At 57.6% G+C, this 22,480-nt stretch carries 19 protein-coding genes and 2 pseudogenes; 17 read left to right on the top strand and 4 right to left on the bottom strand.

The features are described from left to right. Positions 1-55 precede the first annotated feature (55 nt). From I6N93_RS09080 to I6N93_RS09035, 10 genes and pseudogenes are all read left to right on the top strand, one after another. Positions 56-1,412 (top strand): annotated as a pseudogene (locus I6N93_RS09080) (2-hydroxycarboxylate transporter family protein). Between the two features lie 55 nt (positions 1,413-1,467). Next, the gene (locus tag I6N93_RS09075; RefSeq protein WP_085686532.1) at positions 1,468-2,352 is read left to right on the top strand and encodes a fumarylacetoacetate hydrolase family protein; all 885 of its coding nucleotides are present in this window, start codon (positions 1,468-1,470) and stop codon (positions 2,350-2,352) included. Positions 2,353-2,424: 72 nt separating this feature from the next. Beyond that, a complete protein-coding gene (gene citC / locus I6N93_RS09070; protein ID WP_085686530.1) occupies positions 2,425-3,468 on the top strand; it encodes a [citrate (pro-3S)-lyase] ligase in 1,044 nt (347 codons plus the stop codon). Positions 3,469-3,500: 32 nt separating this feature from the next. Continuing rightward, positions 3,501-3,791, top strand: coding sequence for a citrate lyase acyl carrier protein (gene citD, locus I6N93_RS09065; RefSeq protein WP_085686528.1), 291 nt, complete (start codon positions 3,501-3,503; stop codon positions 3,789-3,791). Next, positions 3,791-4,666, top strand: a complete 876-nt coding sequence (gene citE / locus I6N93_RS09060) for a citrate (pro-3S)-lyase subunit beta (protein WP_085686526.1) — start codon at positions 3,791-3,793, stop codon at positions 4,664-4,666. Before citD ends, citE begins: the two co-directional genes overlap by 1 nt. 36 nt (positions 4,667-4,702) lie before the next feature. Beyond that, positions 4,703-6,232 (top strand): citrate lyase subunit alpha, encoded by a 1,530-nt coding sequence (gene citF, locus I6N93_RS09055; protein WP_085686524.1) that lies wholly within the window; start codon positions 4,703-4,705, stop codon positions 6,230-6,232. After that, positions 6,225-6,767 carry a citrate lyase holo-[acyl-carrier protein] synthase gene (gene citX, locus I6N93_RS09050; protein WP_085686522.1) on the top strand — a complete coding sequence of 181 codons (543 nt, stop codon included), beginning with the start codon at positions 6,225-6,227 and terminating at the stop codon, positions 6,765-6,767. Before citF ends, citX begins: the two co-directional genes overlap by 8 nt. Continuing rightward, the gene (citG, locus tag I6N93_RS09045; protein ID WP_085686520.1) at positions 6,745-7,641 is read left to right on the top strand and encodes a triphosphoribosyl-dephospho-CoA synthase CitG; all 897 of its coding nucleotides are present in this window, start codon (positions 6,745-6,747) and stop codon (positions 7,639-7,641) included. Before citX ends, citG begins: the two co-directional genes overlap by 23 nt. A gap of 139 nt (positions 7,642-7,780) precedes the next feature. After that, positions 7,781-8,518: a flagellar brake protein gene (locus tag I6N93_RS09040; protein ID WP_232099985.1), complete on the top strand. Its 738-nt coding sequence runs from the start codon at positions 7,781-7,783 to the stop codon at positions 8,516-8,518. A 473-nt stretch (positions 8,519-8,991) separates the two neighbouring features. Further along, positions 8,992-10,353, top strand: a complete 1,362-nt coding sequence (locus tag I6N93_RS09035) for an APC family permease (protein ID WP_085686516.1) — start codon at positions 8,992-8,994, stop codon at positions 10,351-10,353. Between the two features lie 148 nt (positions 10,354-10,501). Here the strand turns inward: I6N93_RS09035 and I6N93_RS09030 are convergent, their stop codons facing one another. Then, positions 10,502-10,846, bottom strand: a complete 345-nt coding sequence (locus I6N93_RS09030; protein ID WP_085686514.1) for an MFS transporter — start codon at positions 10,844-10,846, stop codon at positions 10,502-10,504. A gap of 150 nt (positions 10,847-10,996) precedes the next feature. Between I6N93_RS09030 and I6N93_RS09025 the strand changes: the two genes are divergently transcribed. After that, the gene (locus I6N93_RS09025; protein ID WP_085686554.1) at positions 10,997-11,386 is read left to right on the top strand and encodes an ArsR/SmtB family transcription factor; all 390 of its coding nucleotides are present in this window, start codon (positions 10,997-10,999) and stop codon (positions 11,384-11,386) included. Positions 11,387-11,819: 433 nt separating this feature from the next. On the opposite strand, the gene sbcB is transcribed toward I6N93_RS09025, so the two are convergent. The 3 genes and pseudogenes from sbcB to I6N93_RS09010 form a co-directional block, all read right to left on the bottom strand. Continuing rightward, positions 11,820-13,250: an exodeoxyribonuclease I gene (gene sbcB, locus I6N93_RS09020; protein WP_085686512.1), complete on the bottom strand. Its 1,431-nt coding sequence runs from the start codon at positions 13,248-13,250 to the stop codon at positions 11,820-11,822. Between the two features lie 191 nt (positions 13,251-13,441). Beyond that, positions 13,442-13,788: pseudogene (locus I6N93_RS09015) on the bottom strand (LutC/YkgG family protein); the annotation flags it as partial. 226 nt (positions 13,789-14,014) lie between these two features. Continuing rightward, complete coding sequence (locus I6N93_RS09010; RefSeq protein ID WP_139829919.1) at positions 14,015-14,515, bottom strand: hypothetical protein; 501 nt, start codon at positions 14,513-14,515, stop codon at positions 14,015-14,017. Positions 14,516-14,632: 117 nt separating this feature from the next. Between I6N93_RS09010 and I6N93_RS09005 the strand changes: the two genes are divergently transcribed. The 6 genes from I6N93_RS09005 (at position 14,633) to kdsB (ending at position 22,225) form a co-directional block, all read left to right on the top strand. Next, positions 14,633-14,971, top strand: coding sequence for a DUF496 family protein (locus tag I6N93_RS09005; RefSeq protein ID WP_026740414.1), 339 nt, complete (start codon positions 14,633-14,635; stop codon positions 14,969-14,971). Between the two features lie 518 nt (positions 14,972-15,489). Then, positions 15,490-17,754: a ComEC family protein gene (locus I6N93_RS09000; RefSeq protein ID WP_085686510.1), complete on the top strand. Its 2,265-nt coding sequence runs from the start codon at positions 15,490-15,492 to the stop codon at positions 17,752-17,754. A 735-nt stretch (positions 17,755-18,489) separates the two neighbouring features. Next, positions 18,490-20,238 (top strand): lipid A ABC transporter ATP-binding protein/permease MsbA, encoded by a 1,749-nt coding sequence (gene msbA, locus I6N93_RS08995; RefSeq protein WP_085686508.1) that lies wholly within the window; start codon positions 18,490-18,492, stop codon positions 20,236-20,238. Continuing rightward, positions 20,235-21,245, top strand: coding sequence for a tetraacyldisaccharide 4'-kinase (gene lpxK / locus I6N93_RS08990; protein WP_085686506.1), 1,011 nt, complete (start codon positions 20,235-20,237; stop codon positions 21,243-21,245). The genes msbA and lpxK overlap by 4 nt, the downstream gene beginning before the upstream one ends. 48 nt (positions 21,246-21,293) lie before the next feature. Next, on the top strand, positions 21,294-21,476 hold the full coding sequence (locus tag I6N93_RS08985; RefSeq protein WP_085686505.1) for a Trm112 family protein: 183 nt from the start codon (positions 21,294-21,296) through the stop codon (positions 21,474-21,476). Further along, entirely contained in the window at positions 21,473-22,225 is a 753-nt protein-coding gene (gene kdsB / locus I6N93_RS08980; protein WP_085686504.1) for a 3-deoxy-manno-octulosonate cytidylyltransferase, read from the top strand. Before I6N93_RS08985 ends, kdsB begins: the two co-directional genes overlap by 4 nt. Positions 22,226-22,480 lie beyond the last annotated feature (255 nt).

The following is a 22,480-nucleotide window of genomic DNA, read 5'->3' as shown; positions in this document are numbered from 1 at the left end:
AGCAGTTTGATCTCCTGCGGCTCCAGCCCGAACAATAATATAAGGAGGAATGGGCATGAGTACGACAGATGATTCATATATCGCTGTAAAAGATAAGCGCTCTGTGAAGCGTTCGCTTAAAGAAAAATGGTGGTATGTACTGGATACATACAAAATCGGTATTATTCCTCTGCCGCTATTTCTTCTTATCGGTCTATTCATCGCGCTTGACTGCCTGGACGGCAAGCTGCCCAGCGATATTGTCGTCATGGTGGCGACGCTGGCCTTTTTCGGTTTTGCCTGCGGCGAATTCGGCAAGCGTTTGCCGATTATTGGAAAAATGGGGGCCGCGGCCATTTGCGCCACCTTTATTCCCTCCGCGCTGGTATATTATGGGCTGCTGCCGAAGGTCGTGGTTGGCTCTGCCACCCTGTTCTATAAGTCCACCAACATCCTTTATCTCTACATTTGCTGCATTATCGTCGGCAGCATCATGAGCATGAATCGGGAGACATTAATTCAGGGCTTCATCAGGATTTTCTTTCCCATGCTGTGCGGCGAAATTGTCGGGATGTTGGTCGGCGTCGGGGTCGCGCTGGGCCTGGACCCATTCCAGGTGTTCTTCTTCCTGGTGCTGCCCACCATGGCGGGCGGCGTGGGTGAGGGGGCGATACCGCTTTCCATCGGCTATGCGGCCCTGCTGCATATGGATCAGGGCGCGGCGCTGGGACGAATATTGCCCATTATCATGCTGGGCAGTCTGACCGCCATCATGCTGGCGGGGGGCTCAATCAACTCGGCAAGCATTATCCGCACCTAACCGGTGAGGGTGAACTGATGCCGGGCAAATCAAACGGCGATAAGAAAACGACGGCGCTGTCGGCTGAACTTAGCGGAAAAATCGACGTTACCGCGCTGGCCTCGGGAGCGTTGCTGGCCATCATGCTCTATAGGGTGGGCATGCTGGGCCATAAATATATTGGTCTGCATGCACCGCTTGGCATGATATTTGCTAAGGTTTTAGTGAAGTTGGCGCATGGCGTTTCGCCGCGGATTCTGGAAGGATCCCTGGTCGTGTACAAATTTTCCAGACGTCAGTGACCTTTCCCATTCTCTTTGCCGTCGGCGTCGCGATTACGCCGTGGGAGGCGTTGGTGCATGATTTCACCATCACGAACCTGATCGTTATCGTATCTACCGTGGTGACGCTGGTCGCGACCGGATTTTTCGTCGGTAAAAAGATCGGGATGTACCCCATAGATGTCGCGATTGTCTCTTGCTGCCAGAGTGGGCAGGGTGGTACAGGAGATGTGGCTATCCTGACCTCCGGCAATCGCATGGTGCTGATGCCTTTCGCGCAGATCGCCACGCGCATCGGCGGCGCAATCAATGTTTCCTTGGCGTTACTGGTCCTCGGTAACTTTCTGATTTAAGTCAGTACGACAGTAAAGCCGTGAAGCATAGGTCATTTTTAATACGGGAATCATTATGAAACTTGCAGGCTACCGCCATAACGGAAAAGACAGCTACGGCATTTATACACCGGCTGGCTTTATCGACCTGCGCAGCAGACTGGGTCAACGTTATCCGGATTTGAAAGCATTACTGGCGGGAAACGGCTTGGCGGCGGCGAAAGCCCTTGTCGATGAAGCGCCTGATGTGGCGGAGTCGGATGTCACTTTCTTACCGGTCATCGTTAACCCAGGGAAAATCTTGTGCGTCGGCATGAATTACGCGGCGAAACGCGAAGAGTTTGATCAGGCCGACCCGGCGCCGACGCTGTTTGTGCGCTTTGCCGACTCTCAGACCGGGCACATGACCGATGTGCTGAAACCCCAGTTCTCGGATGAGTTCGACTATGAGGGCGAGCTGGCGGTGGTTGTCGGTCGTCATGGGCAAAACATCGCTCGTGAGGACGCGCTATCGTTTGTCGCGGGATACAGCTGCTACATGGACGGCTCCGTCCGCGACTGGCAGCACAGCTGGTTCACCGCCGGTAAAAACTGGCCGAAGACCGGCGCGTTTGGTCCTTACCTGACGACGAGCGATGAGATCCCCGACCCGCAGGTACTCGATATACACACCTACCTCAACGGCAGTCAGGTGCAGGACGATAACACTCGCAACATGGTGCACAAGGTGCCGGAACTGATTGAGTACATCAGTACCTTTACTTCGCTGGCGCCGGGTGATGTCATCATCACCGGTTCTCCGGGCGGCGTGGGCAAAAAACGCCATCCTCCACTGTTTATGCGTCCCGGCGATCGCATTGAAGTCGACATCGAGCATCTCGGCAGGTTGAGCAATACCATTGCCGAGGCCAAAAGCCGCATCGATGACGTTCAGCCCTCGTCAGCCACGATCACCCATTGAATTCGGTCCCCGTTCGCGCGGGGATATTTTTAAGCCGTTATGTTGAATAGCCGTCAGAAGCAGGATTACCGTATGTATGACGATGAGTCTTTCTTTATCACCACACTGGATGTCAAAGACCATGCCGAGGAGTTGGAGGAGATCCGCCAGTTTCTGACACATTGTCAGTTGGGCATGGACAATGACGTGAATACCTTTGTGGTAGGGCGGCACGGCGGTCATCTGGTGGCCTGCGCGGGACTGGCGTCGAACACCATTAAATGCGTGGCGGTAGACCCCGAGTTCAGAGACCTGAACCTGGGGGTGCGGATGGTCAATGAGGTCGTCCAGCTGGCCGCCGATCGCGGCACGTTCCATCTTTTTCTCTATACCAAACCCGACAACATCGCCATTTTCCGCGGCTGCGGATTTTATCCCATCGCCAGCTACGACGAGACGGCGGTGCTGATGGAAAATACGCCGATCGGCATTAAACAGTACTGTCAGACGCTGTCTGCGCTGCGGCAGCCCGGCGAGCACATCGGCTCTATTGTGATGAACGCCAACCCTTTCACGCTGGGTCACCGCTATCTGGCCGAGCAGGCCGCCAGCGCCAGCGACTGGCTGCATATTTTCGTCGTTCGGGAAGACGTCTCTTTCTTTCCGTACAGCGAGCGGCTGGAGATGGTGCAGAAAGGGGTTGAACACATCCCCAATCTGACGGTGCATCCCGGCTCGGACTACATGATTTCCAAAGCCACCTTTCCCGGCTATTTCCTGAAGGAAGAGAAACTGATCACGCAGGCCCATGCGGCCATCGACCTGATTATTTTCCGCCAATACATCGCCCCGGCGCTGGGCATCAACCAGCGTTTCGTCGGGACAGAACCCTTCTGCCCGGTGACGTATCAATACAATCAGGATATGCATTACTGGCTGGAGCAGGATGGCAAAGTGAAGGCGCCTGCGCTCAAGGTAATTGAAATCGAGCGCACCTGCGAACACTCAGGCCGGGCCATCTCCGCCTCGGAAGTCCGAAAACTCTTGAAGCTGCGCCAGCTCGATCCTATCCGGGACATGGTGCCGCCGACCACATTGCAGCATTTACAGCGTTACTGTGAGCCTCAGTACGCGTAATTCACTTTTCATGTATCAGGCAGGAAATAAAGATGAAGATTGTCAAGGAAGCCTTGGCGGGCACCTTTGAGTCCAGCGATTTGCTGGTCAAAGTCGCCCCTGCGGAAGGTCAGTTAACCGTCGTGATCAACAGTGAAGTCATCAAGCAGTTCGGAGATCAAATCAAAAAAGTCGTCGAAGAAACCCTGCGGTCGCTGGGCGTTGAGGACGGCACCATCATCGTGGAAGACAAGGGCGCGCTGGATTGCGTGATCCGCGCCCGGGTGCAGAGCGCCGTCCTGCGCGGGGCGGATGCCCGGCAGATCGAATGGGAGAAACTCTAATGTCGACATTACGCCGCAGTATGCTATTTCTCCCTGGTTCCAGCGCCGCCATGCTCTCCAACGCATTCATCTATAAACCTGATTCGATCATGTTCGACCTGGAAGATGCCGTGTCTCTGCGTGAAAAGGACACCGCGCGTCTGCTGGTGTTCCACGCGCTGCAACACCCGATGTATCAGGACATTGAAACCGTAGTGCGCATTAACCAACTGAGTACGCCGTTCGGGCTGCTGGATCTGGAAGCGGCGGTGCGCGGGGGCGCGGATGTGATTCGTCTGCCGAAAACCGACTCCACCGACGATGTCGACGAGCTGGAACAGCATCTGGTGCGCATTGAAAAAGCGTGTGGTCGCGAAGTGGGATCGACGCGCATCATGGCGGCCATCGAATCCGCCGTCGGCGTTATTAATGCGGTGTCTATCGCGCGGTCCTCCGAGCGCATGATCGGCATCGCGCTCGCCGCCTTCGACTATGTGATGGATATGCAGACGGAACGCGGTGACGGCACCGAGCTGTTCTATGCCCGCTGCGCCGTGCTGCACGCCGCCCGCGCCGCCGGCATCGACGCGTTCGACGTGGTGTACTCCAACGTCAACGATGAAGAGGGCTTCCTGCGGGAGGTCAAGCTGATCCGCAAACTGGGCTTTAACGGGAAATCGCTGATCAATCCGCGTCAGATTGAATTGCTGCACAACGCCTACGCGCCGACACAGGATGAGGTGGACTACGCCCAACTGGTGATCAAGACGGCGGAAGAAGGCGAGCGCGCCGGACTGGGCGTCATCTCGCTCAACGGCAAGATGATTGACGCGCCGATTATCGACCATGCCCGCCGGGTGGTGGAGCTCGCCCAGGCATCGGGTGTGCGTCAGTGAACGTCGGCCTTTTTTCAGCAATGACAGGATGTGATCATGAGCAACATTATTGAAACGCTGCGTCAGCAGTTTCCGGATAAAAGCGAATTACAGCCGTTCGTCGACGCCAACCACAACACGCCGTGGCTGAACGATCTGACTCAGAAGCACGAGCGCAAGCTGTGCGCCGATTTGCAAGAGGCCATCGTTAAAAGCGGTCTGAAAGACGGGATGACCATCTCCTTCCATCACCATTTCCGTGAAGGGGACAAGGTGATCAACAAGGTGATGGATACGCTGGCGGACATGGAATTCAAAGACCTGACGCTAGCCTCCAGCTCGCTGATGAGCTGCAACGCGCCGCTGGTCAAACACATTCGCAACGGGGTGATTAGTAAGATTTACACCTCGGGGATGCGCGGCAAGCTGGCCGACGCCGTTTCGCACGGGTTGATGAAAGAGCCGGTGCAGATCCACTCTCACGGCGGCCGCGTGCACCTGCTGCAAAGCGGCGAACTGAAGATAGACGTCGCCTTTCTGGGCGTGCCGTGCAGCGACGAGTTCGGCAACGCCAACGGCACGGACGGCAAATCCCGCTGCGGCTCGCTGGGCTACGCGATGGTGGATGCGGAGTTCGCTCGCAACGTCGTGCTGCTGACCGAGAGTCTGGTGCCGTTTCCCAATATGCCCGCCAGCATCGTGCAGGATCAGGTGGACTACATCGTGCAGGTCGAAGAGGTCGGCGATCCGGCCAAAATCAGCGTCGGCGCGGCGCGCGTGACCAGCAATCCGCGTGAACTGCTGATCGCCCGCTCCGCCGCTGATGTGATTGAACATTCCGGCTATTTCAAACCCGGCTTCTCTATCCAGACCGGCTCCGGCGCGGCCTCCACCGCTTGCACCCGCTTCCTCGAAGATCGGATGCAGAAGCAGAACATCGTGGCGCGTTTCGCCCTTGGCGGCATCACCGGCAGCATCGTCGATCTGCATGAAAAAGGGTTGATCGAGAAATTGCTGGATACCCAATGCTTTGATGCCAACGCGGTGGCCTCGCTGGCGACCAATCCCAACCATGTTGAAATCTCGACCAACGTCTACGCTAACCCGACCGCCAAGGCGGCGTGCTGCGATCAGCTGGACGTGGTGATCCTGAGCGCACTGGAAATCGATATGAACTTCAACGTTAACGTGATTACCGGCTCCGACGGCGTAATGCGCGGCGCTTCCGGCGGACACTGCGACGTGGCGACGGCGGCCAACCTGACCATTGTGGTGGCTCCGTTGATCCGTAGCCGTATTCCGACGGTGGTTCGCCATGTCACCACCTGCGTGACGCCGGGCGAAAGTATTGACGTCCTGGTGACCGATCATGGGATTGCGGTGAATCCGGCGCGGCCGGAAGTGGCAGAACAACTCACCGCCGCCGGCTTGACCGTGATGCCGATTGAAGCGCTGTATGAGCGGGCAGTCGCGCTGGTGGGCAAGCCGAAACCGATCGCGTTTCACGACCGCATCGTCGGGGTGATCCGCTATCGCGACGGCAGCGTCATCGACGTTGTGCGTCAGGTGAAAGAGGACGATGAGTAACGTGACGGCGCTGTCGCCCGCAACGGTTTCGCTGGAACGCCTGCTGGAGGCGAAAGAGCGAAGAGCCGCCCGGCAGCAGGCGCTGCTGGCGCAGCACCATGTTCCTTTGGTGTCGCTAACGCTGGTGACGCCGGGGCCGGTCAAAGACTCGCCGCTGTACCGCCGCGCAATGGAAGAGGCCGTGACGGCGTTCGATGCCTTGAGTCGCGAACAAAGCTGGCCGGTAGCGGAACATCAACTGCACTGGCAGGCGACGGGCGCGGAAGGATTCTGGGCGGTGGACGGCGATGCGCTGGCGATCAAACGCGCCGCCGTGACCCTCGAAGACTCGCATCCGCTCGGGCGGCTGTGGGACTTCGACGTATTCTGCCCGCGGTCCGGTGCGCTCAATCGCTCACGTCTTGAACGTGCTGGTCGCAGCTGTCTGTTGTGCGATGAGCCAGCCCATGTCTGCGCGCGCTCGCGTCGGCATCCGTTGCCCGTCGTCATCGCCCGGATCGAGGAGAGGCTAAATGCCTATTTCCCCGCTGGCTGACGCCCGGCTGGCACAGCCTGACGTTTTTGGGTTTGTCGCTCGCGTGGCGCTGCCTCTGCCGGATATCGACCAGCGGGTGGTGCAGGCGCTGACGGTGGAGGTCATGCTGACGCCGAAACCGGGTCTGGTGGACCGGGCGAACAACGGCGCGCACCACGACATGGACGTGCCGCTGTTTCAGAAAAGCATCAGGGCGATGACGCCGTGGCTGCGTCGTTTTATCGACGTAGGGTATGAGCATGCGGACGCGTCGCCTAAGCAGCTATTGGCACAGGTTCGGCCCGTCGGCATCGCTTGCGAACAGGCCATGCTCGCGGCGACGCAGGGCGTCAACACGCACAAAGGCGGCATCTTTGCCTGCGGTCTGCTGTGCAGCGCTGCGGGCTGGCTGGCGGCGAACGGCGTGGCGCTGACGCAGCGGAGCTTATGCCAAACGGTGGCGGATATGTGTCGCGATCTGGTGCGCGACGAGCTGTTTCCATCTCGTCGCGCGGCGACGGCCGGAGAGCAGTTGTTCCAGCGTTATGGGCTGACCGGCGCGCGCGGAGAGGCCGCCAGCGGCTTTCAGACGGTAACCCGACTGGCGCTGCCTGCCTATCGACAGGCGCTTGGCGAGTACGATCGGGAAATGGCGTTGCTGCACACGCTGGTGGTGCTGATGGCGCACAATCCGGACACCAACATCGTGTCTCGCGGCGGGATGGAAGGGCTGGCGTTCGTCCAGCGTTATGCGGCCGATCTGCTGGCGCAGGGCGTCACCATTCCCCGTTTACAGGCGATGGACCGCGCCTTGACCGCGCGTCATCTCAGTCCTGGCGGCACGGCCGATCTTCTGGCGCTGACCTGGTTGCTACATCATTATCCTGCCGAATAAATTTTTTAATCACCCCCAAAAATGTCAATCTAACGTAAAGTTGGGGACACAAATGACGATATCGTACCTATAACTCTAAGCTGATGACTTATCGGGAATCCTTTGTCAGCGGTAATGATTTAACTCTGGGATGGACAAAATGGACGAAACCAAAAAAGAAAAATTTCTGAAGAGAAATAAACTGGCAATATGCGCGACGTTACGCGAGCTGCATAAAAACAATACGACTCTGATGGTGAACCACGCTCGGGGCCATTTCATCAGCAATATCCTGGATGTCCAGCCGGACGACAATACCTTTATCTTCGACCTCGGCGGCACGATGCAAGAGAGCGACGTCTTTGACGCGGAGCTGAATTTTGTCGCCGAACCGGCGGGTGCGAAGGTGGAATTTAAAGCGAACGTGGTGTCAAAAATCGATTATCAGGGGTTACCGGCCTTCCGCGCTGAAATTCCCGCTGACCTTTACCGCATCCAGCGCCGCAGCTACTTCCGCATCAATTCCCCAGCCTGGCCGCCGATGATTTGTCGAGGCAGTCTGCCGGATGACAGCCGTTTCCAGTTTACGATTAAAGATCTTTCTCTCGGCGGCGTCTGTCTGCTGAGTGAACAGGAAGACGTCGCGGAACAGCTGGAGCAGGGCGAGATTCTTGAAAATGTCACGCTGGAGCTGGGCACGTATGGAGAATTCAGCATCGACGTGCAGTTCATCAGTCATGCGGTCAGCCGGATTGTCTGCGCCAAAGGCGAAGTGAAAAAGGTGCAGCGGCTTAGCTTCAAATTTCCCTGCCTGACCCCCGCACAGGAGCGGAGCTTGCAACAGGTGATTACCGCGCTGGAGCTGGAACAGCACGAAAAAAGAAAACGGGTGCTGTGATTTTTTGCTGACGCCGGTGATTTTCGCGGCGTTGCCGGTGACTTAATTCAAATAACCTCTCCTGAGTCGTAAAATCTTGTCTCTTGCTCCCCTCTGCGGCAGAATACGCGCCCTGAAATAACCGACGTTAATAGCGTCGGTTATTTTTTTGAGACTTTTTCATCATAAAGGGGCACGGACATCGTGCCGGAACGATATCAGATTAGGTCTGCCGCAAAGGCAGAACAGAGGAATATGCGAAATGGGGCATTCTGTTGTAGCAGTACCGGTGCCAGCCGGTTTGCGCTGTGTGAGCAGCGACTATGGCGCCGCAGCGGCGTTGACTTTCTTCAATCGCGCGTCAGCGTCCGTTGACGGCGGCAACCTGTCTTCATCTATGTCAAATCACACCGTTTCTCACCGACTTCCCATGTCCAATAGATCCATGACATCCCTGACCCGCACGTCTGTTGCCGGCAATGGAGGGATGCATCATGTCGCATAACGCAGCGGTTTCCAGCCAACGAGTACAACTAAGAAAAACACTGACGCTCTGGCAAGTCGTGATGATGGGGCTCGCCTATTTGCAGCCCATGACAATTTTTGACACCTTCGGCATTGTTTCCGGCCTCACCGATGGCCACGTGGCGACCGCTTACGCCTTCGCCTTGACCGGCATTCTGTTCACGGCGGTGAGCTATGGAAAACTGGTGCGTCGATTCCCGTCCGCGGGCTCGGCTTATACCTATGCGCAAAAAGCGATTAGCCCGCACGTTGGTTTCATGGTGGGATGGTCATCGCTGCTGGACTACCTGTTCATGCCCATGATTAATATTCTGCTGGCTAAAATTTATCTGGAAGCCATCTTCCCCGGCGTGCCGTCCTGGATCTTCGTGGCCGCGCTGGTCGCACTGATGACGCTCTTCAACCTGCGCGGTATCAACATCGTCGCGAACCTCAACTCGGCGATCGTGATCGTGCAGGTGGCGATTATGGCGGTCTTCCTGACGCTGGTGATCCAGGGGATTTCCGGCGGGGAAGGCGCGGGTACGCTGCTGAGCAGCAAACCGTTCTGGTCCGAGCAGGCGCAGGTGGTGCCGATGATTACCGGTGCGACGATACTCTGCTTCTCCTTCCTCGGCTTCGATGGCATTAGCTCCCTGTCGGAAGAGACGCCGGACGCGGGCCGCGTGATCCCGAAAGCCATTTTCCTGACGGCGCTGATCGGCGGGATTATCTTCATCGTGGTGTCCTACTTCCTGCAGCTGTTTTTTCCGGATATCTCACGCTTCCACGATCCGGATGCGTCTCAGCCGGAAATCATGCTCTACGTCGCGGGTAAACTGTTCCAGTCTATCGTGCTGGTCTTCTCCTGCATCACCGTACTGGCGTCCGGGATGGCGGCACACGCGGGCGTTTCACGTCTGATGTATGTCATGGGGCGCGACGGCGTGTTCCCGGAGCGTTTCTTCGGCTATATCCACCCGGAATGGCGGACGCCCGCGCTGAACGTCCTGTTGGTGGGCGCGATCGCACTGTCGGCGGTGTGCTTTGACTTGGTGACGGCAACGGCGCTGATCAATTTCGGCGCGCTGGTGGCGTTTACCTTCGTCAATCTGTCTGTGATTTCCCAGTTCTACATTCGGGAAGGTTGCAACAAAACGCTGAAAGACCACATTAATTATCTGGTGCTGCCCGTCATGGGCGCGCTGGCGGTTGGCGCGCTGTGGCTGAATCTGGAAGCGACGTCGATGACGTTGGGACTGGTCTGGGCCGCGATTGGCCTGCTGTATCTGGCGGTGGTGACCCGTCGCTTCAGACAGCCGGTGCCGCAGTGTGGTGAAGACATCGTCTAACTCTGCCAGGTTAGCCTGACGTTAAAACGGCCGCCGAGGAAGCGATCCCCGGCGGCCGTTTTTTTTCTCGATACGCCATCGCTCTGCCGCGCGGGCGGAGCGCGGTGCTTCGGCGACGAACAGAAAGCCGCGCCGATGGCGAAACTCTCTATGCCTGTCCTCCGTCGAGGGTTCTGTCGCCTGCATGCCGCGTGGCCCAGGTGCCGCCGGCCAGCGCCGCGGCCGTCAGCACCAGCGCGAACAGTGTGGCCCCCGACGCCAATCCCACCGCATCCACCAGGTAGCCCGCCGCTACCGGTAGCAAGCCGGCCGGGATGTAGCTGCCGATATTGAGGACGGCGTTGGCTTGCGCGCGATGGCTGTCCGGGACATGCAGGCCGATCAGGGTCAAGCCGCCCAGTTGGCCCAGCCCCTGACCGGCGCCGGCGAGTAGCGCGGACGCGACCAACGCCGGCATCAGTGAGGCATGTATGGCCAGCGCCAACCCAACCATCGACAGCGCCGTCGCCGACCGCACTGGGGAGCTAAAGGGCGAAGCCTTGCCGTCACACCAGTTGCCCACCGAATGGATCTCCGAAGCACCCTGTCTGGGCTGTGGAATAAACCTGTTCGATAAATCATGTGCAATGGCTACAACCAGCCCATGAGCACTGTCAATAAAACCAAATCGGTTGCGTCAGGCGGCGAACCCGCCAACCTGCCCGACCCGTTGCCAGAACCGGATATCGCAGACCTGCGCCTTGAAACCATCCTGGGCGCACTGGCCGACCCCCTACGCCTGACGATCGTGCGCAAGCTGATGCTGGAGGCGCAGGCATACGATCATCCATGCGGCTGGTTCGGGTTCGACCGCCCCAAGTCGTCGCTGACTCACCACTTCAAGGCGTTGCGCGAAGCGGGTGTGATCCGCCAGCGGCAGTATGGGCTGGAGCGGCGCAGTCGGCTGCGCAGCGAAGACCTCGAAGCGCGCTTTCCGGGACTGCTTGCACTCGTTGCCAACTGGCAGCCATCGCCAGGAAAGAAGCCACGGTAGCACCTCGCTACGCGCATTGGCGGCGATATGCTGCTTCCAGTGACTGAACATTGACCATAGCGAAGGCGCAGCCTGCGGGCTGCGCCTTCGTTTCGGAAGGTGGATTGCGGCAAGGCGTAGCAATGCGACTTCACCCGCGATATCGCCCTTATACTTGCCACCACTCCCTGTCACCACTAGGTGCCTGTGCAGCTTCTGGCTTGAAAAGCAGGAGAGGGCAGACAGCGGCCGGAATCTCGCCTGACCGGCAGGCTTATAAGACCTTTTACGCCGCCCATGACGGCAACCAAGACTGGACCGTGGACATTTTCATTGCTCGAAGTGCGGCGGCGCGGTGAGTTGAGTCCTTACGCCGGTAGAATCAGACCGCCCGGCAGAAGTTTCGCTGGCGGGCGGGTTATCTCATTGAGGCTGTATCCGCATCACTCCGGCGTTATCCCACCACCTGCTGCGCATAGGCGAACAGCGACTTAAGCAGTTGCGCCTTTTTCTCATCACCCTGATGCAGCTGATACAGCTCTTGCAGATTATTCAGATAGGTCTCCAGACGCTCCGGCGTAAAGATCGCTTTGCGGTGCTGCAGCCAGCGCTGCTGCTCGCGGTCATCCAGCGTGGCGGGATAATTGCGGGCGCGAAAGCGGAAAAGCAGTTCTGCAATGCGGCCGTCGGCGAATTTCAGATCGAGCGCGGGCAGGTTTTGCGGCGAGGTTTCCTGAATGATGGTCATGGCCGCCCGGTCAGCGTCACTGAAGAAGCCGTCGTACAGCTGAAGATCTACATCGTCAGCGGCGGCGAAGTCGGGCGCCTCGGCATACAGCGCCACCGCTTTTTCCCGCACCAGCGGGTGCTGGCGCAGGCGTTGCAGGTTATCGAGACAGTGCTGTCGGTCGATCCCCAACCGCGCCGCATCTTCCGGGCGTAGTGTACTGGCCGGGGCCAGTACGGGACACTTGTTGATTTGCACCAGTTTGAGCGGGACGGGAGACTGACCTTCTTCCAACTGGTCGCGCTTAGTGTACAACCGCGTTCGCAGTTCATCAGGCTCCAGCTCCAGCAGCGGCGAGATATCGCCCGCCAGGTCGCACATGATCACCGCATTGCGATTTTCAGGATGCCAGGCAAGCGGAGCAATCCAGCTGGTATTGCCCCGCGCGGCGCCGAACATGCCCGAAACGTGCATCAGCGGTTTCATGTTCGGGATATCAATCAGCGCGTTAACCTTATTCTTGTTACGCAGCTGGAACAGATAGTCGAAGAGTTTAGGCTGCGCGGTTTTCAGCCGTTTAGCCATGGCGATCGTAGCAAAAACGTCGGCCATCGCGTCATGGGCGTGCGTGTGTTCGACGCCGTTCGCCTTGGTCAGGTGTTCGAGTCGGAAGCTGGGCAGGCCGTCGTCATTTTCCGGCCAGACGATCCCTTCCGGCCGCAGCGCGTAGCAGGCGCGCAGGGCATCGAGCAGATCCCAGCGGGAGTTACCGTTTTTCCAGCTGTACGCGTAGGGATCGTAGAAGTTGCGGTAAAAAATGTTGCGGCTGACTTCATCATCGAAACGAATGTTGTTGTAGCCCAGAACACAGGTGCCCGGCACGCTAAAGGCTTCGTGGATCTGACGCGCGAATTCCGCCTCGCATACGCCTTTGCTCTTGGCAACCTGCGGCGTAATGCCGGTGATGAGCACTGCTTCCGGCTCCGGCAGATAGTCGTCCGTCGGCTGACAGTAGATGACCAGCGGTTCACCGATGATGTTGAAGTCCATATCGGTACGGACGCCAGCAAACTGCGCTGGCCTGTCCCGGGCCGGATGCTTGCCGAAGGTCTCATAATCGTGGATGAAAAATGTCGGAGTGCTGGGTTTGTTGGACACGGTGTTTCTCTGTCGGTTGCGATGACCCGCCCGATGCGGATGAGGAGTTTTCGCTTACGACGCCGGTAAGCGAAACATGGCATGGCGGCAATGGTAAACCATATCGCCGCCCGGCAGAAGCCGGCGGGGGCAATCGGTGCCATCAGGCGGGAAACGTTCCGGCGCGGTCGCCGGGACAGGCCGCGCAGCGGTCAGCCATCCTCGATGATGAGATAAGCGGCGTTGACCGGGCCATGTACCCCGATCACTTTGCTCAGCTCGATGTCGGCCGTGGAGCTGGGGCCGCCGATCAGGTTAATGCACGAAGGCATGCGCTCTCCGGCCTGCGCCATCTGATGCAGACGCTCCGCTAACTGAGCAACGCGGGCAGGAGCGTGCTTTTGCGCACCACGAAAATCGAGGAGGTAGGCAGCAGGCTCAGCGAACGCGGGCGTTCCGGTGCGGAAAACAGAACGACGCCGCCGGACTCCGTCAGTCCATACTCGGCGAACTCGACGCCGACATAGGCCTGCTCAGCGGCGTGAATATTCTGTTCGCCCTGTGACGCATCCGTGGACGGTGCATCCCAGTTTTTCGAGTAGGAATACCGAGTTTTGCGCCATTTTTGATTTCAGCGCATCACCAATACAGGTGACGAAAAATTCACATTCACTTGCTTGCCTCTCTGTTATTCCTTTGCATGTAAAATCATGCGCCCGTGAGCGGGAAAATAGTGCGATAGGCGCAGTTATTTATTTTCGGATAACGGTACTCAACATGTCGAATTAATCCATTTCCGATGATTTATCGCGCCTGATAATATTTCCCTGGATAAATGATTGATTGCCGGAAAGATAAAGAAGGATATTGCGGCATGGTCCGAAATTAATGTTTCGAAGACGCGGAAGTATAATGACACCTCTTTTTTTGTTTCGGTTTGTTACCGCTGGCCATCGTCCACGTAATAAGGCATTGCTGTGGCTAATCTCACTTTTTAATATAAGGCCACTTAAATATACGACGCCTATAGACGATGAAGTCGATATGATGAGCGCGCTAATGGCATAAGAGCATAGAGTATGCCAGTGGGTCGCAAGGCGAGGATAGGAGGAGAGAAGAGCGCCGGCGCAGGCACGCTGAAACGCCGCGTCCACGTGGTCAAAATTGTACGAAGAGTGGTCGGTCAGCCGCCATGCCATGCCGTCCTGCGGCGAGCGGAGGGGAAAGCGGGTGAAAGAAAGTGAAAACAATGATAAAACAAGCTCATCTGTAATCGCCGTCGGCATCAGGCAGGGACTGCACTTCGTCCATATCGACTTGTCGATGAGAACGGCTAACCTGTAGGTTTAGCACGGGCGGTTTCCGCATCTTGAATCTTAATATGAGTTAAGTAAGGGTAGAAAATGGATAAGGGTAACAACAAACCGTGTTTCCAGGACGTATTGGCATTTGTGCGTACATTTCGTCGTAAAAACAAGCTGCAGCGTGAAATCGCCGATAACGAAAAGAAAATCCGTGATAACCAGAAACGTGTGTTGCTGCTGGACAACCTGAGCGAATACATCAAGCCGGGTATGTCGATCGATGATATTCAGAACATCATTGCCAACATGCGCAGCGACTATGAAGACCGTGTGGATGAGTACATCATCAAAAATGCGGATCTGTCGAAAGAACGCCGTGAGCTGTCACGCAAAATTAAAGAAATGGGTGAAATCAAATCGGCCGCTGAGACCAAGTAACCGTTTCATGACCTATCCAAGGGATCGCGTCGGCGATCCTTTTTTTTTTGCCTGCGTTCTGCCAGACACCGCAACCCGTGCCTCGCGCCATTCGATTCGCGTCAATAATCCTGACTGGCGACGAACGGCTGGTGCGCAAAAACCGGCCGTTTCACATCAGGTCACAGCAAAACGCCGCCGCCGGCCCATACGACGCAGCGCATCGAATCTAGCCCCGGTATGGGTGAAGGGGGCGCGAGAGCGGTCTGGCGCATTGGCTGTCGGCGAGGCTCTCCGGTTCCCGGATGATGACGCACTGAATTTAGGCTGTTTTCCTCACATCCCTCCGCGCATTGCTTCACTGCCAGCACTTTTTCTGCCCAAACGTCGTTGCATGGCATGACATTAATGTTTGCGCGGCGGTTCGAGCTTTAATCGCTGGCCGCTGTGATTTTAGTACGATGAAAAATAGACTGAGTGAAGGGATAAAAAACGCCGTCCGACGGGCGAGCCAAATGGTCAGGGAGTGCCGCTTTACTATGTCGCTGAATGTCATGGCGCTCGCGCTGGTAAGCGGTATTTTACCGCTGTTGTGGTTGCCGCAAATCCCGCCGGCCTCCGTCTTGTTAGGGGGGCTGGCGGCGCTGATCCCGGCCTACCGTTACCTTCCCAGCAGGCTGCGTCCCCTGGTCTTGGCGGTATTCGCGCTGGTCTGGGGATGCTACAACGCCGGGCAGGCCGTCCGCCAGACGGTGGACCTGACATCGCGTCCGGTGACGGCAGACGTCGCGATCGCCAGCATGCGCTTTGGTGGGTTGCCGGACGCGACCCCGGTAGTGCGTTTGATTCGGGTCGATGAACGCTGGCTGTTTCCTCCGGTCGCGGTGCGATTGAACTCGGCGGCGGCGCTGAATGCGTGGTGCGGCGGGCAACGCTGGCGTCTGCGGCTGCAACTGCGCCCCGTGCACAGTCGGCTGAACGAAGGGGGATTCGACAGCCAGCGCTGGTCGCTGGCCCGCAGGCAAACGCTGACGGGAGCGGTTCTACACGCGACGGTTCTGGATGCGCGTTGCGGAGTTCGGCAGGATATCGTGACGACGGTGGAGCATCAGACGCAACGCCTGCCGTGGCGTTCGATCCTGTTGGCGCTGACGCTCGGCGAAATGGCGACCGTTGATGACGATACCCAGGCTCTTTTGCGGCAGACGGGCACGATGCATCTGATGGCGATCTCCGGGCTACACATCGCGCTGGCGGCGCTGTTTGGGTGGGGATTGGCGCGGGGAGTGCAATGCCTGCTGCCGGTACATCGTATCGGCTACCGCTTTCCATTGGTCGTCGGGCTGTCCGCCGCTTTGTGCTATGTGTGGTTGGCGGGCTGCAATCCGCCGGCGGTCAGGGCCGGTCTGGCGTTGAGCGTGTGGACGTTGCTGCGACTCATGGGCGTCAGCTGTACGCCGTGGCAGGTCTGGCTTGGGTGCGTGGCCCTGATTCTGACCGGCGATCCGCTGAGCGTGTTGTCGGACAGCTTCTGGTTATCGAGTCTCGCCGTGGCGGCGTTAATTTTCTGGTATCAGTGGGCGCCGCTGCCTCACTATTTTCTACGGCCTAAACGCTGGATATGGCTCCGCTGGCTGCATTTGCAAATGGGTATGACGTTATTGCTGCTGCCGTTGCAGGTCATGTTGTTTCACGGCGTCAGTATGACGTCTTTGCCCGCAAATCTCTGGGCCGTGCCGCTGGTATCCTTTGTCACTACGCCGCTGGTATTGGTGGCGCTGCTGGTATCCTTCGCCCCAACATTCAGCGCGGTCTTTTGGTGGTTGGCCGATCGCTCGCTGACGGCCGTATTCGCGCCGCTGGCGGCGTTGCCTTCCGGCTGGTGGTCATTAGGAGAGCAGGCGCTGCCGTTCAGTTTGTCCGGATGGCTGGCGGTAGCGATCTGGCGGTTTGCCTGGTGGCGATATGCGCCTCTCAGCGTGGTCAGTCTGTTGTTAATCCTACTCTTGCGGCCAAAAGCGCCAGCGCCCCTGTGGCGGGTGGACATGCTGGATGTCGGCCACGGGGTGGCCGTGATGATTGAGCGTAACGGCAAAGCCGTGCTCTACGATACAGGGGCGCGCTGGGCAGGCGGCAATATGGCGAGCCATGAAATTGTGCCCTATTTAAGGTGGCGGGGGCTGGAACTGGAGCGAATTATCGTGAGCCACAGTCATCTGGACCACAGCGGCGGACTGATCGAACTGCAGCGGCAGTTTTCCGCCGTTCAGGTATTTAGCCCGATGGCGCAGGTTGGACACCAACCGTGTCTGCAAGGACAGCGCTGGCAGTGGCAGGGGCTGAGTTTCAGCGTGTTATGGCCTCCGCGAATAGCCCGCAATGCAGGCAATAATGATTCCTGTGTGGTCATGGTCGACGATGGCCGGTTTCGGGTTCTACTCACCGGCGATGTGGAGGCGCAAACGGAAGCGGCGCTGCTACGTACCCAGCGGCTGGCGCTGGCGGCTGATATTTTACAGGTGCCGCATCACGGCAGCGCGACGTCATCGTCGCCACCCTTTATGCGTGCGGTGGGGGCGAAATGGTCTGCGTCGTCCAACTCCCGCTATAACCCGTGGCGGCTGCCGTCGATTAAAGTGCGGCGGCGCTATCGCCAGATGGGTTACCCCTGGCACGATACTGCGACGTCCGGTCAATTGAGCGTGCGCTTTTTCTCAGAACGCTGGCAGGTATTAGGCTTTCGGGAAAACATTTCCCCGCGTTGGTATCACCGTCGTTTTGGCGTAAATTCCGACGCGCCCTGAGTGAGACGGGGTATGTCGATGAGAGATGAGCATCGTCGGGGTTAAGCGAACCGGGAAGCATGCTTCGTTGCCGGCGGAATCCCTAGGCAGTTGAGCAAGGGTAATGTCATGCCGGGAGCGATAAGGAATGTTAATCGATTATGGCAGGGGGCAAACCGCTCAATAAAATAAGCGTCACGGTCTTTTCTAAATAGCTTCTCGCATTGATGCTCCTCCTGCCATTGTGTGGCTACAGCGCTAGCGGGATGTCATCTTTCGCAAGTGTAGCGCTATGACGGGAAGCTATTCAGGGAATCTGTTGAACATCCCTCTATTTGAAATAAACAACGTCCGGTTACTCTATTTTCCCTTGAATATTATTCACGTAAAAATAAAAGCGGCGTTATGTGTATTTCATTGGGCGTCATTAATTAATGATTTGCGATGATGTTATTGAAATGACGCTTCACGCCTCCTCTTTGTGGAATATTGCTGCGCGTTGCCTCGCCAGGCGGGAAATATCGCACGCGGTGTCTTCCGGCATGGTTGAAAAAAGAAATTACGAGGTGCGGCAACACTGCGCATAAACACACAGACAGCGTTGGGGGGCGACGTAGGGTAAAGACAAGTAGCGCCAAAGCGCGAATGCATTCGATGCCGCATTTCCGCATATCGCCCTGATTCCCCTTTAGTCTTTCTCACGGGGCCATGAATGGGTAATATAGGCGGCTATTTCTATAGGCTCAGGTTTATTGCATGATTAATGATCAAGATCTTTCCACGTGGCAGACATTTCGTCGCCTATGGCCGATGATCACGCCGTTTAAAACGGGGTTGTTCGTCGCAGGCGTCGCACTTGTGATGAATGCCGCCAGCGACACGCTGATGTTGTCTCTGCTCAAGCCTTTGTTGGATGACGGATTCGGCAAGGCTGACCGCAACGTGCTGGTGTGGATGCCGTTGGCCATTATCGGGCTGATGGTGATGCGTGGGATCTCCAGCTACATCTCCAGCTACTGCGTGGCGTGGGTCTCCGGCAAGGTCGTGATGAACATGCGTCGCCGGTTATTTAGCCACATCATGGGCATGCCGGTTTCGTTCTTCGACCAGCAGTCCACCGGGACGTTGCTGTCGCGAATCACCTACGATACCGAACAGGTCGCGGCCTCCTCGTCGAACGCCCTGGTGACCGTAGTTCGTGAGGGTGCCTCCATTATCGGCCTGTTCGTACTAATGTTCTGGTACAGCTGGCAGCTTTCGCTGATCCTGATTGTGATCGCGCCCATCGTCTCCTACAGCATTCGTCTGGTGTCCAAACGCTTCCGTAACATCAGTAAAAATATGCAAAACACGATGGGGCAGGTGACGACCAGCGCGGAGCAGATGCTCAAAGGGCATAAGGAAGTCCTGATTTTCGGCGGACAGAAAGTGGAAGCGGAGCGCTTTGATTCGGTGAGCAACCGCATGCGCCAGCAGAACATGAAAATGGTGTCTGCCTCCTCCATTTCCGATCCGGTGGTGCAGTTTATCGCGTCGCTGGCGCTGGCCTTTGTGCTGTATGCCGCCAGCTTCCCCTCCGTGATGGAAACGTTGACCGCCGGGACCATTACGGTCGTCTTCTCCGCTATGTTCACCCTGATGCGTCCGCTGAAATCGCTGACTAACGTGAACGCGCAGTTCCAGCGCGGTATGGCCGCCTGCCAGACCTTGTTCACTATTCTGGATATGGAACAGGAAACGGACAAAGGCACTCGCGTGATTAAGCGCGCTAAAGGCGATCTGGAGTTCCGTCATGTCGATTTCGCCTATCCGGGCAAAGAGACGCTGGCGCTGAACAATATCAGCCTGCACGTGCCGCCGGGTAAAACCGTCGCGCTGGTGGGGCGTTCCGGCTCCGGTAAGTCCACTATCGCCAATCTCATCACGCGTTTTTACGATATCCAGTCGGGCGAAATCATTCTGGACGGTCACGATCTGCGTGACTACACGCTGTCTTCACTGCGTAATCAGGTCGCGCTGGTGTCCCAGAACGTGCATCTGTTCAACGACACCATCGCGAACAATATCGCGTATGCCTACGACAAATCGTTCAGCCGCGAAGATATCGAACGCGCGGCCACCATGGCGCATGCGATGGACTTCATCAGCAAGATGGAGAATGGATTGGATACGGTGATTGGTGAAAACGGCGTGCTGCTGTCCGGCGGACAGCGTCAGCGTATCGCGATAGCGCGTGCGCTGCTGCGCGACTGCCCGATACTGATTCTGGACGAAGCGACCTCGGCATTAGATACCGAATCCGAGCGTGCGATTCAGTCGGCGCTGGACGAGCTGCAGAAAGATCGTACCGCACTGGTCATCGCGCACCGTCTCTCGACCATTGAAAATGCCGACGAGATTCTGGTGGTAGAAGATGGACGCATTATTGAACGCGGTAATCATCACGATTTGATTACCCGTGATGGCGCTTATGCGCAGTTGCACAAGATGCAGTTTGGCTCATGATTGACCGAATCTGGTCAGGTCGCTCGCCGCTCTACAGGCTGCTGATCCCGCTGTCGCTGATCTATGGGGCGGTGAGCGGGTTCATCCGCCTGAGCTATCGCCGGGGGTGGCGTCATGCGTGGCGCGCGCCTTTGCCGGTGGCGGTGGTGGGGAACCTAACTGCGGGAGGCAACGGGAAAACGCCGGTCGTTATCTGGCTGGTGGAACGGCTGCAGCAGCGTGGTTACCGCGTGGGGGTAGTCTCTCGCGGCTACGGTGGAAAAGCGGATCGCTATCCTCTGGTGATTTCGTCTGGGGTGACCACCGCGCAGGCGGGCGACGAACCAGTACTGATTTTTCAACGCACGGACGCGCCCGTCGCCGTTGCGCCCAAACGCCGCGAGGCCGTAGCGGCGCTGTTGGCCGCCTATCCCTTGGATATCGTGATCGCCGACGACGGTTTGCAACACTATGCATTGGCGCGGGATGTCGAAATCGTGGTCGTTGATGGCATGCGCCGTTTCGGCAACGGCTGGTGGCTGCCCGCCGGACCGATGCGCGAGCGGGCGTCCCGGCTGGCATCCGTCGATGCGATTATCGCTAATGGCGGCGATGCTCAGCCTGGCGAAATTGCTATGCGGCTGTCCGCGGACGAGGCCGTGAATCTGGCGACGGGCGAACGACGCCCGGTTGCCGAGCTACCGCCGCTGGTGGCGATGGCCGGGATTGGGCATCCGCCGCGATTCTTTGCCACACTCAAACAAAAGGGCGCGATCGTGCAGCATGAGGTCGCATTCGCAGATCACCAGTCCTATTCGCCTGCCCAGCTTGCGTCGTTACCCGGCGGCGAACGTCAGCCGCTGATCATGACCGAAAAAGACGCGGTGAAGTGCCGCGCTTTCGCACAGAAAAACTGGTGGTATTTGCCGGTGACCGCCGAGCTAGCCGCCGCGCCCGCCGAAGCCGTATTATCACGGCTCGAACAGCTGATTGCGCAGTATCGACAGGGCAACCCGAACGCCCGCTAAGGCGCGTTGCCTCTTATTGACAAAGAGCTTCTTGATGGAGGAAGCACGATGGATCATCGTTTACTTGAAATAGTGGCTTGTCCGGTCTGTAACGGCCGCCTGGTCTTTGATAGAGAAAAACAGGAACTTATCTGCAAGATAGAAGGTCTGGCCTATCCCGTGCGCGACGGCATCCCCGTCCTGCTGGATCATGAGGCCCGCCATCTGACTGCCGACGAGACCGCAAAATGACGTTTACCGTAATAATTCCGGCCCGCTTTGCCTCCAGCCGTTTACCGGGCAAGCCGCTGGCGGACATCAACGGTAAACCGATGGTGATCCACGTGATGGAACGCGCGCAGGAGTCGGGCGCAGAGCGTGTGATCGTCGCCACCGACCATCCCGACGTCGAGCAGGTCGTTCGTCAGGCGGGCGGAGAAGTCTGTCTGACCCGTCCCGATCACAATTCGGGGACGGAGCGGCTGGCGGAAGTGATTGAACGCTACCGTCTTCCGGATGACGAGATCATCGTAAACATTCAGGGCGACGAACCGATGATCCCCCCGGTCATCGTACGTCAGGTCGCTGAAAACCTGGCGGGAAGCCGGGCAGGGATGGCGACGTTAGCTGTGCCGATTGTCGGCAGAGAAGATGTCTTCAACCCGAACGCGGTAAAAGTGGTGAGAGATGCGGCAGGGTATGCGCTGTACTTTTCCCGCGCGCCAATCCCGTGGGACCGTGAGCGTTTCGCCCAGTCCAAAGAGAATGTCGGCGATCATTTCCTGCGTCACATCGGCATCTATGCCTACCGGGCTGGATTTGTACGCCGTTACGTCAGCTGGGCGCCGAGCGAACTGGAAAAAATCGAACTGCTGGAGCAGTTGCGCGTGCTGTGGTACGGCGAAAAAATCCACGTTGACGTGGCGAAAGCGATTCCGAGCGTCGGCGTCGATACGCCGGAAGATCTGGAGCGCGTGCGTTTGGCGATGGCGGGCGGTTGAACGTTCCCGCTTCATCGTTTTGTTATGACCACAGGCGGATATGATAGCCGCCTGCTTTTATTGACATCCGGGACAAAACGCCCTGAATCCCGGATTCAGAATCGGGCCGAATAGGTCCGGTATCGAACGTTATCAGAGGGAAGCGCCGTCTGACTGGGTAAGGCGGCGAATGATGCGTTCAAGATTGCCTGAGGATGTCACGACACCGCGCTGCGCGTGTTGGGGAACCTCAAAAAGAGTCATCAAAGACCCCCA

This window comes from Lonsdalea populi, assembly GCF_015999465.1.
Lineage (GTDB): Bacteria > Pseudomonadota > Gammaproteobacteria > Enterobacterales > Enterobacteriaceae > Lonsdalea > Lonsdalea populi.
Note: the sequence above shows the minus strand (reverse complement) of the source record. Positions and strands in the feature narration are given on the sequence as shown.

What these genes read in the sequence shown, in the direction of transcription:
- I6N93_RS09075 (WP_085686532.1), top strand. Translation starts at nt 1,468, where the DNA reads ATGAAACTTGCAGGCTACCGCCATAACGGAAAAGACAGCTACGGCATT.
- citC (WP_085686530.1), top strand. Translation starts at nt 2,425, where the DNA reads ATGTATGACGATGAGTCTTTCTTTATCACCACACTGGATGTCAAAGAC.
- I6N93_RS09035 (WP_085686516.1), top strand. Translation starts at nt 8,992, where the DNA reads ATGTCGCATAACGCAGCGGTTTCCAGCCAACGAGTACAACTAAGAAAA.
- I6N93_RS09010 (WP_139829919.1), bottom strand. Translation starts at nt 14,515, where the DNA reads ATGCCGACGGCGATTACAGATGAGCTTGTTTTATCATTGTTTTCACTT.
- citF (WP_085686524.1), top strand. Translation starts at nt 4,703, where the DNA reads ATGAGCAACATTATTGAAACGCTGCGTCAGCAGTTTCCGGATAAAAGC.
- lpxK (WP_085686506.1), top strand. Translation starts at nt 20,235, where the DNA reads ATGATTGACCGAATCTGGTCAGGTCGCTCGCCGCTCTACAGGCTGCTG.
- I6N93_RS09000 (WP_085686510.1), top strand. Translation starts at nt 15,490, where the DNA reads ATGTCGCTGAATGTCATGGCGCTCGCGCTGGTAAGCGGTATTTTACCG.
- I6N93_RS09025 (WP_085686554.1), top strand. Translation starts at nt 10,997, where the DNA reads ATGAGCACTGTCAATAAAACCAAATCGGTTGCGTCAGGCGGCGAACCC.
- I6N93_RS09030 (WP_085686514.1), bottom strand. Translation starts at nt 10,846, where the DNA reads ATGGTTGGGTTGGCGCTGGCCATACATGCCTCACTGATGCCGGCGTTG.
- citD (WP_085686528.1), top strand. Translation starts at nt 3,501, where the DNA reads ATGAAGATTGTCAAGGAAGCCTTGGCGGGCACCTTTGAGTCCAGCGAT.
- I6N93_RS08985 (WP_085686505.1), top strand. Translation starts at nt 21,294, where the DNA reads ATGGATCATCGTTTACTTGAAATAGTGGCTTGTCCGGTCTGTAACGGC.
- I6N93_RS09040 (WP_232099985.1), top strand. Translation starts at nt 7,781, where the DNA reads ATGGACGAAACCAAAAAAGAAAAATTTCTGAAGAGAAATAAACTGGCA.
- citE (WP_085686526.1), top strand. Translation starts at nt 3,791, where the DNA reads ATGTCGACATTACGCCGCAGTATGCTATTTCTCCCTGGTTCCAGCGCC.
- citG (WP_085686520.1), top strand. Translation starts at nt 6,745, where the DNA reads ATGCCTATTTCCCCGCTGGCTGACGCCCGGCTGGCACAGCCTGACGTT.
- kdsB (WP_085686504.1), top strand. Translation starts at nt 21,473, where the DNA reads ATGACGTTTACCGTAATAATTCCGGCCCGCTTTGCCTCCAGCCGTTTA.
- I6N93_RS09005 (WP_026740414.1), top strand. Translation starts at nt 14,633, where the DNA reads ATGGATAAGGGTAACAACAAACCGTGTTTCCAGGACGTATTGGCATTT.
- msbA (WP_085686508.1), top strand. Translation starts at nt 18,490, where the DNA reads ATGATTAATGATCAAGATCTTTCCACGTGGCAGACATTTCGTCGCCTA.
- citX (WP_085686522.1), top strand. Translation starts at nt 6,225, where the DNA reads ATGAGTAACGTGACGGCGCTGTCGCCCGCAACGGTTTCGCTGGAACGC.